The sequence below is a fragment of the Alteromonas sp. Cnat3-28 genome (assembly GCF_022348265.1).
Classification (GTDB): domain Bacteria; phylum Pseudomonadota; class Gammaproteobacteria; order Enterobacterales; family Alteromonadaceae; genus Alteromonas; species Alteromonas macleodii.
On record NZ_JAKREY010000024.1, the window covers coordinates 24,130 to 38,330 of the forward strand.

Consider the following 14,201-nt stretch of genomic DNA (forward strand, 5'->3'; position numbering starts at 1 on the left):
CTCTAGCGCACTTGCTTGTTACTTGTCTTCCCTGTGAAAGAGTTTTTCTACCAGCACATAGAACATGGGCACGAAGAAAATCGCCAAGAAGGTAGCGGCGAACATACCACCCATAACCGCAATACCTATTGCATTTTGGCTGGCTGCGCCTGCTCCGCTAGCTAGTGCTAACGGCGTTACTCCCAAAATAAACGCCATTGACGTCATTAGAATTGGGCGGAAACGCTGAGAGGCTGCATTTGAAACCGCAGTCATTAAATCTTCGCCGTTTTCGTACTGTTCTTTTGCAAATTCGACAATAAGAATAGCGTTTTTCGCCGCCAAACCTACGGTAGTCAAAAACGCTACTTGCAGGTACACATCGTTCGGCAAGTTGAAAATAAACGCAGCGGTTACAGAGCCGAGAATACCCAAAGGCACCACTAACATAACGGCGAATGGCACAGACCAGCTTTCGTACAGGGCCGCTAAGCACAAGAAAACAATCAAGATTGATAGTGCGTAAAGCATAGGCGCTTGCGAGCCTGCTTCTTGCTCTTCATAAGATAGGCCTGACCATTCAATTGCGAAGCCTGGCGGTAACTGCTCAACCAATTTCTGCATTTCAGCCATTGCTTCACCCGAAGAGATACCTTCAGCAGCACTACCTTGAATATTGACAGACGACACGCCGTTAAAACGCTCTAACTTAGGTGAGCCATAAACCCATTCAGTGGTCGAGAACGTGTTAAACGCCACCATCTCGCCGTCGCTGTTGCGAACAAACCACTTATCCAAGTCTTCAGGGGTCATGCGATGAGGCAAATCTGCCTGCATGTAAACACGCTTTATTCGACCTTTATCAATAAAGTCATTTACATAGCTGGACCCCCACGCTATTTGAAGCGCGTTATTGATCTCACTTAAATTCAATCCAAGTGCCGACGCTTTCTCGCTATCAATATTGATTTTAAATTGAGGTACGTCACTTAAACCATTGGGGCGAACGCCAGCCAGCTTTGGATTCTGCGCTGCCATGCCCAACAGCTGATTACGCGCATTCATCAGCGCTTCGTGACCATTTCCACCACGGTCGACCAGCTGCATATCAAAGCCCGTTGCATTACCTAGTTCCATGATAGGCGGAGGCACTATAGGAAAGGCTGAGGCATCTTGAATTTGGCTAAACGCGCCAAAAGCTCGGTTCATCACTGCAAACGCAGAATTATTTTCGTCTCTTACGCTCCAGTCGTTGAAGTTTAAGAAAGCCATACCCGCGTTTTGCGCCTGACCCGCAAAGCTAAAGCCCACAACCGCGAACATGCCGTTAACCGCGTCTTGTTCTTGTTCAAGAATATAGTCTTCCACTTGCTTGATAGACTCGAGCGTACGGCCAGCTGTTGCACCAGGCGGTGTGCTTACCAACACCATCATACGCCCTTGGTCTTCATCTGGAAGAAACGCGCCAGGAAGCTGGCTGAAAATAAATGCCATACCACCTACCAGCAAACCATAAACAACGAAATAGCGCTTAAAGCGTTGCGCCATGTGAGTTGTTGTCTTTTGATAGCGATCGCGGCCTTTGTTAAACGTGCGGTTAAACCAGCCAAAGAAGCCTTTGTTCTTGTCATGGTTTTCCGGATGCTTTTTCAATAACGTGGCGCACAAAGACGGTGAAAGGACAATGGCGACCAATACCGAAAATGCCATAGCCGACACGATAGTAACCGAGAACTGACGATAAATAGCGCCTGCTGAGCCGCTGAAGAACGCCATTGGGATAAATACCGTTGAAAGCACGGCCGCAATACCAACAAGTGCACCTGTGATTTGAGTCATCGACTTTTTAGTGGCTTCGGCAGGTGAGAGACCTTCCTCTTCCATAATACGTTCAACGTTTTCCACCACCACGATGGCATCATCTACGAGCAGGCCGATAGCAAGTACCATAGCAAACATGGTTAGCACGTTAATACTAAAGCCAAATGCCAGTAGCACAGCAAAGGTGCCGAGCAATACCACTGGCACCGCAATGGTAGGGATTAACGTTGCACGCCAGTTTTGAAGGAACAGTAGCATCACCAAGAATACCAGTACTACCGCTTCAATAAGCGTATGAACTACCGACTCGATAGAAAGCTCGATAAAAGGAGAACTATCAACCGGGTAAACCACTTTAACTGTATCTGGCAAATTCGAGCGCAGTTCTTCAACTCGGGCTTTTACTGCCTTAATGGTATCTAGTGCGTTTGCGCCAGAGGCAAGGCTTATCGCCATACCTGATGCAGGCTTGCGATCGTATCGAACAATAACGTCGTAGCTTTGCGCACCCAGTTCAACACGCGCAACGTCACGCACGCGAACCTGAGAACCATCGGTATTTACGCGAAGTACGATGTTTTCAAAATCTTCAACGGTTTGAAGGCGACTCTGCGCTTGAATTGTCGCGTTGATTTGCTGATTTTCTATTGCAGGCATACCACCTAGTTGACCAGCAGACACATCAGTATTTTGTACCTGAACAGCGCCTTGAACGTCAGTAGGTGTAAGATTGTAGCTGTACAGTTTATCTGGATCTAACCATATACGCATTGAACGCTGCGCACCGAATACCCGTACATTTCCCACACCATTAACACGGGAAATCGGGTCGCGAAATTGAGAAACTAACAGATCGCTCAGGTCATATTGCGTCATTGAGTCGTCTTCAGAATAGAAGCCAACTGCCAATGCAAATGCGCTATTTGCTTTAGTTACGGTTACCCCTTGTTGCTGTACCTGAGTAGGCAACAGCGGCAGTGCACCCTGCACCTTATTCTGAGTTTGTACTTGCGCAATATCAGGGTCAGCACCAGGCTCAAAAGTGAGCGTAATAGACATGCTGCTGTTCGAACTGCTTGCCGAGAAATAACGTAGGTTATCAATTCCCGTCAGGCTTTGTTCTATTACCTGAGTAACCGAGTTCTCTACGGTTTCTGCAGATGCTCCAGGATACGTTGCTGAGATAGTCACCGAGGGCGGTGCCACCTTGGGATATTGTTCAATGGGGAGTGAGGTAATTGCCAGCACACCCGCCATCATTGTGATAATTGCCAGCACCCATGCAAACACGGGCCTGTCTATAAAGAAACGAGCCATATTACTTAAATCCCTTGTTTGCTATCGTGAGCCACGTGATGATGGTTGCCACTCTGACGGATTAACTTTCGCGCCAGGCTTCACCTTCTGATATCCAGTTACAATTACCTTTTCGCCTTCGCTCACACCGCTTAGGGCAACATATTGGTCTCGATAGATTTTGCCTATTTCCAAGGTACGACCTTCTACTTCGTTGTTCTGGTTAACAACATAAACTGAAAGCGAACCGTCTGGTTGGCGTGTCGTTGCGCGTTGAGGAACAAGCAGCGCATTTTCGCGTCCAGTAATGACGTGGCCTTTCACAAACAAGCCAGGCAGCAATACGCCATCTGGATTTGGCATTTCAGCACGAAGTGTTACAGACCCTGTGGTCTCATCAACCGTTACCTCAGAAAATTTAACGCTGCCTGTTTGGTCGTAACGCTTGCCTGTTACTTCATCTACCGTTAATTCAACATCCATCGAACCTTGGTTTCTCATTGACTGACGAAGCGTAATAATTGACGCACCTGACTCCTGCATATCAATGAAAACTGGGTCAAGCTGTGTAATGGTTGCAAGTTGCTGAGATTGGTTCGTAGTAACAAGGGTACCTTCAGTAACAAAAGAGCGGCTAATACGTCCGCTGATTGGGGCGTACACTTTGGTGTAACCCATGTTAACCTTCGCTACGTCAACAGCTGCCTCAGCTACGCTAATTGCCGCTTGCGCTTGATCTTTCTGAGCAATTACGTCGTCATATTCTTGTTTGCTTACCGCGTTTTGCGCAACAAGGTCGTCATAGCGTCGCGCCTTTGCTTCCAACGTTTTAAGGTTCGCTTGAACGCTTTTCAAATCGGCTTTTGCGCTATTTAACTGTGCTAGATAACGGGCTTCGTCAATTTGATAAAGCTGCTGTCCTTTTTCTACATGTGCGCCTTCTTCAAACAAGCGCTCCGTAATAACACCATCTACCTGAGGACGCACCTGAGATTGACGAGACGGGCTTACTCGGCCCGGTAACACCATTTCATGTACTACAGGTTCTTGTTTCAGTGTAACTACCGATACTGAGGGTGCAGGCATACCTTGCTGTGCTTGCTCGCCTTCATTCGAACACCCAATAACGCCGACAAGGGTTATTAATGCTGCAGTAACATAAAAAATGCGACTCATAAATTTTCTATTTCCCAATAACTTTTTGTACAGAACACGGCCTTTGCTCTGCATATCCAATTTTAAAATTAAAGCTTATTGCTTCCAGTGCACCGAATTATCTAGCGCATTTCAAAGCCTGAAACTGCGATAATTGGTTTTGAAGTGGCATAGTTAAGCGATCATTGATACGGATCTACGCTCTTATAGGTCATATTGTGCGCATTTATAGATGATAATAAAAGTCAATGAAGTTGAAATTACTGAAGTTGTCGGTCAAATACCTGAGCGTGTATACGTTATACGAATAAAGCGAAATCACAATGCACTTTACGTTCTATTTTAACGAATAATAACCCAGCAATAACTGGTAGGCGTGAATGACGTCTTGGGCTTCCTGTTGCGTTCCTCCCTTATCAGGGTGAACCAACTGCAGGGCTTTTTTATATACTCGTTTTAGTACCGACAAAGAAACATGTTCATCTTGGGGCAGGCCCAGAAGCGCGTGGGCATCAGCAATATCTTCCTGCTCAAAGGTGTGCGCGTTTCCTGAGGCCATGCGATGCCAAAACGCATTGAGCAGTGCATCTACACTTTTTCTGTCGGCCTTCTCAAAATTGCCCCAGTCTAAGTAGTATTCAGCTAAGGCATCAGCTTCGGTTATTGCTCCAACCTTATCTTGGCTTTCTTTATCATTGTCGCTGTGGGCACTTTCTTGGTTTAGCTTAATATTAAGAGTATGAATGTCTAGCACGCCTTCGCCCTGCTCTATCCAACTTCGTTTAAGTTGATAAAGGGCGTGAAACACAATGAAATGGGTTTTAAAGAGCATTAAAGGCTCTCGTAACGAAGCGTCATCAAAAAAGTGATATGGCGCTTTTTTCAAAATCTCAATGAGCTCATACTCGCTCACACCACGTTGAAAAAGCGGCTTTTGTGTCGATAACGTATCAACAAGTAGTTCGGCTTGAAGCACGTAAGCTTCGCTAGCATCAGGCTGATTTTGCAAAACTCATTACCTTGCTTTAAATAGGGTTCATCCAGGGCCTGCTGGTCTTTGATGTACGTTAAAGACCAACAGCCCTAGTGTACAAACATGTTAAATATTGGCCTAGTACCGATTTTATTGCTAGAAGGTAATCCAAAACGCAACGTTCACTGTTAAAGTAGCTTAGTAAAAATAAAATAATAACTTTGGAGTTCACTTGAAAGCACTCATTGCCCTTACCAGTATTGTCGGTTTCCTTATGGTGGTATTACCCGGCCCCCTTTATCAGTATGCCGGTGTGAGTTTAGGCACCGCATTTACTTCACTGCGATTTGGCGTGTATGTGGGCGGCGCAGCGTTGATACTCATTATTTTGCAGGTTTTGATTAACCGTAAAAACGTTAGTTGGGGAAGCACCTTTATCTGTGCCATTCTTGCCCTGGTTGCTGTGGGAATGCCGGTGAGCATGATGAGCAAAGCCAGCGCAGTTCCTCCGATCCATGACATTACTACCGATGTCACTAATCCGCCGGAGTTCGTTGCAATTGCTCCGCTACGCGAAGGTGCGCCTAACTCCATCGCTTACGAAGGCGGTGAAGTCACTAAGCAGCAACTAGAAGCTTACCCTGAAATTAAAACTCAATTGCTGCCGCAACCTGCAAATGAGGTCTTCATCGCTGCAGAAAAAGCCATAGAGGCGCTTGGATGGGAACGCGTTAATGAAGGCGCATTGCCGAACACCTTAGAAGCCACCGACACCACAGCGTGGTTTGGTTTTAAAGACGACGTAGTTATTCGTCTAACCGCTAAAAGCGACGACACGCTGGTTGATATCCGCAGCAAATCACGAGTAGGGAAAAGTGATTTAGGCAAGAATGCTGAACGTATCGAAACCTTTATGGCAGAGCTTAGAAACCAACTTGGATATCACTAAAACCTGACCACCCGCTTAAAAAACAAAGCCCGTTCGCACTAAGCTAACGGGCTTTTTTGTAATTGGACCTAACTTTAGTGGGCCAACTTTAAGACAACGACTCCTGCAACAATAAGCGCTACGCCGAAATATCGTGCCAATGACGAGGGGTCGCCATAAAACATAACACCCACTAAAAATGTGCCCGCGGCGCCAATTCCTGTCCACACAGCGTACGCCGTTCCAATTGGAATTTGTTTTTGCGCCATCCATAAACAAAAACCACTGGCAGCCATAAACCCAACCGCAAGTAAAATACCCATTACGCGGGTTTCCGCCTCTTGTGACATTTTTAGTCCAACAGGCCAACCAATTTCCAGAAGGCCCGCCACAATCAAATAAATCCAGCTCACCAGTCTATCCCTCTCTTCGCGCTCATCGTCAACTATCACAGGTGCGTAGCGTACCGTCTTACATCATAAAGCGTACTCGACGCGTCGTAATATTTTGCTATTTAGCGCTTTTGCCTTACAAACTCGCCAACTGAATACTTACCATACCTAATACCGCAGCATTAAGACGGTTAAACCAACGCCAGAAATTAGGGCGCTGCATATGGTGCGCAAAACGTGCGGTTAAGGTACTCAAACCTACGAACCAAACTACAGATGCACCAATAGCTCCACCCACAAACCACCATTTATTTTCTTGCCACTGACTAGCTAAATTTCCCATCAACAATAAAGTGTCTAGGTAAAAGTGGGGGTTTAACCAGGTTACTGCCAACGCGATGAGCAGTGCTTTTTTGAACGACAGTTGCTTTTTCGCCATTTCTAAAACAAGCGCGTCGTTGGCCAAAGATGATTTTATTTTGTTAAAAGCAATCCACAGTAAGAACGCCACACCAGCCCACTTGGTGATAGACACCAGCATTGGGTATTCCTGCAATAGCAAGCCAAAGCCCATCGCACCTAAACTTATTGAGATGGCATCGCTTAGGATAAACAGCAGGACAAACAAGGTTGTCCACTGTCGCTTCATCGATTGCTCAATCAAAAAACTGTTTTGTGCGCCTACTGCAATAATTAGGGTACCGCCCATCACGAAACCACTTGTTGCTGCCGCCAACATGATAAATGCCTCTTAGTGTAAATAAGTTCAAACGCCATAGCTGTAACGCGGTTTAAGGTTACATGCTGAATAATTGGCTTGATTTTATACACCTTGAAAGACTAAATTAAATTAATGATATTTGTCTTGAATAAGCAAAATTAATACTTATAACCTTCTTTTCACAGGTAGTCATTAATGTTGGATTACGACGCGCTTCGATGCTTTCATGAAGTGTTACGCTACGGCGGATTTGAAAAAGGTGCACAGGCCCTAAACCTCACCCAGTCGGCGGTATCGCAAAAAATAAAACGGCTAGAGCAGAGTGTCGGTGGCCCAGTGATGGTTCGCACCAAGCCGCTTCGCGCTACGCCACTGGGAAAAGAGCTGCTGGCGCATATTCAAAAAGTAAGCGTATTAGAAGAAGCGCTGAATATACAAAGTGGATTAGAAGCGTCGGCTGCACCTATAAGCGTTGCCGTGAATAACGATGTGCTGGCTACCTGGTTCTCGCAAGTAATGGCCGCGTTTAGTGATAAGCGTGCCAACCCGATTCATATTGTTAATGCGGATCAAACTCAAACCCGAGACATATTACAGCAAGGCCGTGTAATGGCTTGCATTAGCCAAACAGGTACACCCGTTACCGGTGGGCAATCTATAAGACTGGGAACCATGCGCTATCAACTTTATGCATCGCCTCGCTTCATTGAGCGATACCTGCATAAAGAAATATCCCCCCAGAGCGTGATGAGTACACCGGGTTTGCTGTACGACGAATACGATGTGACTTTGCTGACTGATTATCAACGAGAGTGTTTAAACATAGCCCCCTCTTTTACAACTTGTCATTGGTATCCATCGTCTCATGGCTTTGTCAAAATGGCGCTAGATGGCGTGGTGTGGGCTTTGCTACCCACGCTTCAAGTTGAACAAGAGGTTAACGAAGGCGATCTCGTTCCGTTATTTCCTCAAAAAGAGCTTGGAGTACCGTTATTTTGGCATTGGACAACCCTTGAATCGGCAGCGCTTGCCGACTTGACTAAGGCCGTAAAGAATATAGCGAAAGCGCAGCTTAAATGACCCTAATACACTGCGGGTGTGATACGTTGCTGGAAGGTTAATTAAGAAGACGCCAATTGAGCCGTCTTATGCTTCTCCTTAACGCTGTACATCAGTTTATCTGCTTTATTTAACAGAGTGGTGAGATCTTTGCAGCGTTCATTTGTGATGTATGTGCCTACGCTTGCCGTAACAGAAATAACAACGTTATCGGTTCTAATATCCCTTTCCAGAAGACTGGCTTCTATGCGCGCAGCCAAGCGCTCAGATTGTCCTTCACTGTAACAGTGGCTTAGCACCACAAATTCATCGCCGCCAAGGCGCCCTACTGCATCTTGGTCTCGGCATCGGCTCAGCAGAATTTTAGCAATAACCTGCAGCACTTTATCGCCGCAATGGTGCCCGTAATGATCATTAATCTCCTTGAAGTTATCAACGTCGATAAATAGCAAGGTCAAATATCCTCCCTCCTTGTTGAAGTTAGTAAGCAGACTTTGTGCTATTCCTTCCCATCCACTGCGGTTTAGCACTTTACACAGGGAATCTGTAGACGCACGTTTGAATGCACTAAGCCTGTCGTCATCGAGCTTTTTTACTTTTCTCGACGTGGCAATAGCAAAAATAAACGCTTCAATAGTTATTCCCACAATAAGTCCGTAGCGGTACATAAACGCTGACACGTCTGAAAAAACCAATCGAAACATCATGGAAAACACCATGACAGCAATACCCATTAATACTAAGTTTGAGCAATGTACTTTGCGGTAGGCGGCGTAAACACAGCTTGATAGCGTACAGGTCATTGTTATCAGCGTGATAAGACTTAGCGTACTATTTACTCTCATCGCATCAGAAGTGGACAGAATGATCTGCACAAATGAAAGTGCCAGTGCCGAACACGCCATTCCCAGAATAAACTGGCGCTGCCATACTTTTAGCAGTGCTTTGAAATCGAGTAGTTGATCAAGAAACTTTACCGCAGCAAATACCGTGATCCCTGCGAATAACAGATGCAGTTTAAAGTTCGAGAAAAAGGCGACATGGGGAAACGCAATGTTCAGTAACCCTTCTTGAAGCAAAAAGAAAATTGCCGCACTGAGCACATAGAAACTGTAGGAGTAAAAGCCGTAGTTGCGCATACTTGTTCCCAGCATTCCAACGTACAAGGTTAACGCTAAGCAAAAGCCGATGAACAAGCTCAATGTGAAGGTATGTATTGACGCCAACGTCTGAAAATCATTTAACGTAGCGATATTTAGCCTGACAGGTCGCTCTACCTGAGAGTTAATATCCAAAAATAGACGCTTATGGGTATTATCTATTGCATAGGACTCAAATGCGCCGGTTAACTTGGGGACTTTTTGCATCTCGCTGTCATACAGCTGATTATAAGAAAGGTAGTTTCTTGGGAAATAGAGAACGTGAGTCGCGTTGACATCGCAGCTTAACGAAAGTCGCTGTGCACCTTCTTTAAGTACGATAGACAGAGCACTATCGGTATCAGTATCAGAAGTACCATTTTCAGCATTAATGACGCACGCTGCATTGGCAAACGTGCCGAACGTCAGCAAAATCAACCCAAACAACAAGCGAACAAAATTACGCGACACTCCACATGCCATAGATTTGCTTCCTACTGGTACCGCAGCTAAATCCGTGTAGCAAAAATATCCCTGTACGGCTATTACACAAAGATGAGTTATGAGTATTTATATTCTGGTATAAAAACTCACACCCATTAAGCTTAGTTTAAAAATGTGAGAACGCTGAAAAATATCCTGCGGAATGACAAGAAATGTATATTTTTCCTATGCGGAGTTAGCTGCTAGCGCCGTCGAAGGAAAAATCAATACCACTAACACCATTTAATTTGGGCTTTGCGAACAAGAACCCCTGAAATCTTTGTACACCCGCATGCTGCAACCACAGCCACTCATCAATCGTTTCGACGCCTTCTACCACCAAGGGAATTCCCATAGAGTTGGCAAACTCGAGTACAGCCTCGGTTATTGCTTGTCGATGCCCGCTTTCGTGAATGCCTGTCGTTATTTTTCTATCTAATTTAATTTTGTCTGGTGTGAAGTCTGCGAGTAACGATAACCCTGCGTACCCTGCGCCGAAGTCATCTATAGCGACTCTCATGCCTCGTGAACGGATCTGCTCTATTGCTTGGTAAAATGTGTCACTTTCGCTGATTATTTCTGTTTCGGTAACTTCAATAACAAGCTGCTGTGGTTTCAATTTATTGCGTTTAACCAATTCGTGAAGGTAGTCTGCGACGTTGACGGTGGAGGTAATCGCTCTGGGGCATAAATTGATGGATAAAGACTGGTCTGAAGATAGCAACGCAGCGCCTTGCTTAATTGCTATAGCTTTGCTTTTCAGGTCAAAATCGTACTTTTCCGGCCCAACCAGCTCCTCCAAAATAGTCTCAGGGTATCTCCCATCGTTACTTCTGATTAGGGCTTCAATTGAAGAGACACGAGCTCTGTAGGTATCCACAATAGGCTGAAAGGCAAACTGAATGTCAGAGTTTTCGAAGGGTTTAACTGCTTTCTCTGACGTCGCAACGTTAGCTCTTACGTTTTTGCGCGCGTTATCACTTAAACAAGTTCGCCATTTCCCAGAAGCAAAGCTGTTGAGAAGCGCAAATATCCGGCTTTCCCGGCTAATATTAATGTCCGAAGGTAACCAATAGCAGCGGCTTCCTTCTGCGACAGAAAGCGTTCTTAAATGCCAATCTCCAAAATCGCGTTTGTGAATGACCATTTCGGTCACTTTCATAATGTTGCTGTGACGACTGTCTGTTTTTATATGTTCGAAAAGCCCGTTACCTTCTCACAATCTCCTTCAAGCACTTGAAAGAAGTATTCCCCATCAAACAAAAGAATACCTGTAATGTGGTTTTTCGCATTAAATGGCAGTGAATCGTTTGTTATTTTAAGAAGTTCATTTTCATCAATTTTTACCATCGACTGACTTCTGTAAACTAACTGCTTAAGCACGGGTTGCCTCTTGTTAAACTTTGTTTTCATCCCTGCTTCGAACTAGCTGCAACCTCTTTTTACAGCTTTTTTATCATAGTGTGGGGCAAAGTATAGTCTTAGAAACGAGAATCTCGCAAAGTCGGTTTAGGTAACTTTGCTTAACTTAAATTAACGTCTTTCAATGGCGGGAATCTCAATATATGCATCGGGATCAGATTCTTTTAGCGCATTAAGTTTACGTTTTCTTGTCGCTCGCTCATCAATAGTTTCACCAAAAACCTGTACATGTAAGTCGGCAATCAGCGCCTTGCCCTGTTCATTGGTAATTATCCCTAGAAGCTCGCCAGCGTGCATAAACCCTTGTACTCGATATTTCTCAGCATCGACCTTTTTACCGTTTTTGCTGGCTGTATAAAGCGCGATAAGCTGTTCGGAACAAGCATCTAAAAAACGTACCTTCTGTTTCTCATCAATCATTATCTTATTCTTTCCTTCGGTGGCTTGTATTCAGACACCTTAGCGAGATTTTGATGTTATGGGTAGATGTAAGCTTAACTATGCGCCTAACGCCGACTAAGTTAGGCCTATCGATTACTTCAACTAAAGTTCATTGGTGAAATAGCCGTTTGATGCCTACGCTCTCATTAGTGCTAGAAAGAAACTTTCTAGGTAGTCACCGTTAAATTTATGTGAGCATCACTATGCGAGTTCAAATAGCGTTAGGCTTGGTTGCTGCCTTGGTATTTGCCCCCGTTGTTGTTGCAAAGGGAAATGCTCATCATTGGGAAACGTCACCCCATCATTTATCTGCATTGGTAGGTACCACTTACACAAAAGAGTGCGGAAACGCTTTTACACTAGGTATCGATTACGAATACCGTGTGAGCGACTTTTTAGGCGTAGGCTTTGTGGCTGAATACGCGTTTGAAGACTTAGACGCTTATACCTACTTGCTTGTTGCTGACCTGCACATTACCAATAATTTTATTGCACAAATAGGCCCTGGCGTTGAGTTCCACGGCAGCCATAAAATGGAGGTGGCCCGGTTAGGCTTTTTGTATGAGTTTGAAGTATCGGGGGTTACCATATCGCCGCAGCTTCATTACGACTATCATCGAAATCATAAAAGTGCAGTGGTTGCTGGTCTAGCAATTGGTATGTCGTTTTGATTACAGCGCAATACTGCGCCGTTTTTAGCTTTTTATATAACGAAGGCTTTTAATCTAACGTTAATCTTCTAGAAAGTTCTTTTTAAGTAAGTCTGTTTAGTCTTATCTGTGTTCAATTATCAGACTGAGAGACTACGATGAAAAACTTAGCTTTAGCACTAACCGCCCTTCCCTTTATTGCTTCAGCATCCAGTGCAGTTGCATTTGAAAAAGGCGACATTCTTGTCCGAGGGGGCTTTGCCACGGTTGCACCTGATGAATCGTCTTCAAACATTAACGTGGGTGACGACTTGGGCTTTGGCCTGACCATTGATAACAACACGCAATTGGGCCTCACCGCGGCCTATTTCATCACGGATAGAGTTAACGTAGAAGTATTAGCCGCAACACCGTTCACACATGACGTTAATTTCGCTATCGATAACCCATTAGGAACAGGTAACCAGCTAGGCGAAGTAACCCACCTTCCGCCCACAGTGACGGTTAACTATTACTTTAACGATCCATCAAGTACTTTTCAGCCCTATGTAGGTGCGGTTCTAAACCACCTGCCCTGCTGCCCAACCACTGCTCCATGCCCACTGGAAGTTAAAGCCACCTAGCCAACCAGTAACGTCAACCACTTCGCCAATGAAGTACAGGCCTTCGACATTTTTCGCCATCATGGTTTTTGATGATAGGTCATTGGTATCAACACCGCCTATAGTAACCTCGGCGGTGCGATATCCTTCTGTGCCGTTTGGCTTTATTTGCCAATTCTCTAGGGTGTCAGCAATGGCGTCGCACTCGCCGTGAGTCAGCTGTTTCACCGGCACGTTGCGCCAACTATGATACTCAATAAGGCTCTGTACCATACGCTTTGGAAATACTTTATTTAAACAGGTAGCAAGCAATGCGTCTGGCGTCTCTGTGCGTGCAGTTTGTAGAAGCGCCGTAGCATCGTCGTTAGGTAGCATGTTGATACTTAAGCTGTCACCCGCTTCCCAATAGCTGGAAATTTGTAGCATGGCAGGGCCGCTCAACCCTCGGTGGGTAAACAACATCGCTTCTTTAAACGTAGTGTCGTTGCAGCTGGCATATACATCAACTGCGATACCGCTAAGCTCTGCCAGTGTGTCTTTATCTTTATCGTGCAAGGTAAAGGGAACAAGTGCTGCACGAGTAGGTAATACGTTAAGACCAAATTGCTGCGCTATTTTGTAGCCGAATGGCGTAGCACCTAGCTTGGGCATGCTTAAACCGCCGGTAGCAATTACAAGGGATTCACATTCATACTCACCATTCGAGGTTGTAAGTGAGTACCCACTTTCATTCTTTTCAACACTTAGAATCTCGCAACGAGTAGTAATTGTCACATCCGCTTTGTTGCACTCATTAAGCAGTAAATCGACGATCTCTTTGGCGCTATCATCACAAAACAGTTGGCCCAAGGTTTTTTCATGGTAGGCAATGCCATACTCGGCAACCAAGCCAATAAAGTCCCATTGGGTATAGCGACTTAGCGCCGACTTACAAAAGTGAGGGTTTTGCGAAAGAAAGTTTTCAGGGCCTGCATACATGTTAGTGAAGTTACAGCGGCCACCGCCTGACATCAGGATTTTTCGGCCCACTTTTTTAGCGTGATCGAGCACTTCTACGCTGCGTCCGCGCGCGCCGGCCTGCGCCGCACAAAAAAGCCCTGCAGCTCCTGCACCAATAACAATTACATCGCGCTTGATCAC

13 protein-coding genes and 1 pseudogene are annotated in these 14,201 nt (G+C 45.3%); 4 read left to right on the forward strand and 10 right to left on the reverse strand.

What is annotated here, in order from left to right; genetic code table 11:
• Window positions 1–18: 18 nt before the first annotated feature.
• The 3 genes from MHM87_RS17890 to MHM87_RS17900 all read right to left on the reverse strand — a co-directional run bounded on the left by MHM87_RS17890 (window position 19) and on the right by MHM87_RS17900 (window position 5,260).
• On the reverse strand, window positions 19–3,117 hold the full coding sequence (locus MHM87_RS17890) for an efflux RND transporter permease subunit (RefSeq protein WP_014947827.1): 3,099 nt from the start codon (window positions 3,115–3,117) through the stop codon (window positions 19–21).
• 21 nt (window positions 3,118–3,138) lie between these two features.
• Window positions 3,139–4,272 carry an efflux RND transporter periplasmic adaptor subunit gene (locus tag MHM87_RS17895; protein WP_239260475.1) on the reverse strand — a complete coding sequence of 378 codons (1,134 nt, stop codon included), beginning with the start codon at window positions 4,270–4,272 and terminating at the stop codon, window positions 3,139–3,141.
• 316 nt (window positions 4,273–4,588) lie between these two features.
• Window positions 4,589–5,260, reverse strand: a complete 672-nt coding sequence (locus MHM87_RS17900; protein ID WP_239260477.1) for a DNA-J related domain-containing protein — start codon at window positions 5,258–5,260, stop codon at window positions 4,589–4,591.
• Window positions 5,261–5,456: 196 nt separating this feature from the next.
• On the opposite strand from MHM87_RS17900, the gene MHM87_RS17905 reads away from it, so the two are divergent.
• On the forward strand, window positions 5,457–6,173 hold the full coding sequence (locus MHM87_RS17905; RefSeq protein WP_014975331.1) for a DUF1499 domain-containing protein: 717 nt from the start codon (window positions 5,457–5,459) through the stop codon (window positions 6,171–6,173).
• Between the two features lie 74 nt (window positions 6,174–6,247).
• On the opposite strand, the gene MHM87_RS17910 is transcribed toward MHM87_RS17905, so the two are convergent.
• Window positions 6,248–6,565, reverse strand: coding sequence for a multidrug efflux SMR transporter (locus MHM87_RS17910; protein ID WP_014947823.1), 318 nt, complete (start codon window positions 6,563–6,565; stop codon window positions 6,248–6,250).
• A gap of 115 nt (window positions 6,566–6,680) precedes the next feature.
• Window positions 6,681–7,283, reverse strand: coding sequence for a LysE family transporter (locus MHM87_RS17915; RefSeq protein ID WP_014975330.1), 603 nt, complete (start codon window positions 7,281–7,283; stop codon window positions 6,681–6,683).
• 177 nt (window positions 7,284–7,460) lie between these two features.
• Between MHM87_RS17915 and MHM87_RS17920 the strand changes: the two genes are divergently transcribed.
• Window positions 7,461–8,345 carry an ArgP/LysG family DNA-binding transcriptional regulator gene (locus tag MHM87_RS17920; protein WP_039226907.1) on the forward strand — a complete coding sequence of 295 codons (885 nt, stop codon included), beginning with the start codon at window positions 7,461–7,463 and terminating at the stop codon, window positions 8,343–8,345.
• A 41-nt stretch (window positions 8,346–8,386) separates the two neighbouring features.
• Here the strand turns inward: MHM87_RS17920 and MHM87_RS17925 are convergent, their stop codons facing one another.
• The 4 genes from MHM87_RS17925 to MHM87_RS17940 form a co-directional block, all read right to left on the reverse strand.
• Window positions 8,387–9,934: a diguanylate cyclase gene (locus MHM87_RS17925; RefSeq protein ID WP_239260479.1), complete on the reverse strand. Its 1,548-nt coding sequence runs from the start codon at window positions 9,932–9,934 to the stop codon at window positions 8,387–8,389.
• A 208-nt stretch (window positions 9,935–10,142) separates the two neighbouring features.
• Window positions 10,143–11,108: an EAL domain-containing protein gene (locus MHM87_RS17930; RefSeq protein WP_239260481.1), complete on the reverse strand. Its 966-nt coding sequence runs from the start codon at window positions 11,106–11,108 to the stop codon at window positions 10,143–10,145.
• A gap of 26 nt (window positions 11,109–11,134) precedes the next feature.
• A complete protein-coding gene (locus tag MHM87_RS17935) occupies window positions 11,135–11,329 on the reverse strand; it encodes a BLUF domain-containing protein (RefSeq protein WP_239260483.1) in 195 nt (64 codons plus the stop codon).
• Window positions 11,330–11,479: 150 nt separating this feature from the next.
• Window positions 11,480–11,788, reverse strand: a complete 309-nt coding sequence (locus MHM87_RS17940) for a hypothetical protein (protein ID WP_061093934.1) — start codon at window positions 11,786–11,788, stop codon at window positions 11,480–11,482.
• 224 nt (window positions 11,789–12,012) lie between these two features.
• Between MHM87_RS17940 and MHM87_RS17945 the strand changes: the two genes are divergently transcribed.
• Window positions 12,013–12,480, forward strand: a complete 468-nt coding sequence (locus tag MHM87_RS17945; RefSeq protein ID WP_014947817.1) for a hypothetical protein — start codon at window positions 12,013–12,015, stop codon at window positions 12,478–12,480.
• Window positions 12,481–12,617: 137 nt separating this feature from the next.
• Window positions 12,618–13,028, forward strand: a pseudogene (locus MHM87_RS17950) (OmpW family outer membrane protein); the annotation flags it as partial.
• Here the strand turns inward: MHM87_RS17950 and MHM87_RS17955 are convergent.
• Window positions 13,020–14,201 (reverse strand): NAD(P)/FAD-dependent oxidoreductase, encoded by a 1,182-nt coding sequence (locus tag MHM87_RS17955; protein ID WP_239239400.1) that lies wholly within the window; start codon window positions 14,199–14,201, stop codon window positions 13,020–13,022. The pseudogene MHM87_RS17950 and the gene MHM87_RS17955 sit on opposite strands and share 9 nt — an antisense overlap.

Bases quoted from the DNA above. Each gene is read 5' to 3' on its own strand.
- MHM87_RS17890 (WP_014947827.1), bottom strand. From the start codon at position 3,117: ATGGCTCGTTTCTTTATAGACAGGCCCGTGTTTGCATGGGTGCTGGCA.
- MHM87_RS17945 (WP_014947817.1), top strand. From the start codon at position 12,013: ATGCGAGTTCAAATAGCGTTAGGCTTGGTTGCTGCCTTGGTATTTGCC.
- MHM87_RS17940 (WP_061093934.1), bottom strand. From the start codon at position 11,788: ATGATTGATGAGAAACAGAAGGTACGTTTTTTAGATGCTTGTTCCGAA.
- MHM87_RS17930 (WP_239260481.1), bottom strand. From the start codon at position 11,108: ATGAAAGTGACCGAAATGGTCATTCACAAACGCGATTTTGGAGATTGG.
- MHM87_RS17915 (WP_014975330.1), bottom strand. From the start codon at position 7,283: ATGTTGGCGGCAGCAACAAGTGGTTTCGTGATGGGCGGTACCCTAATT.
- MHM87_RS17920 (WP_039226907.1), top strand. From the start codon at position 7,461: ATGTTGGATTACGACGCGCTTCGATGCTTTCATGAAGTGTTACGCTAC.
- MHM87_RS17895 (WP_239260475.1), bottom strand. From the start codon at position 4,272: ATGAGTCGCATTTTTTATGTTACTGCAGCATTAATAACCCTTGTCGGC.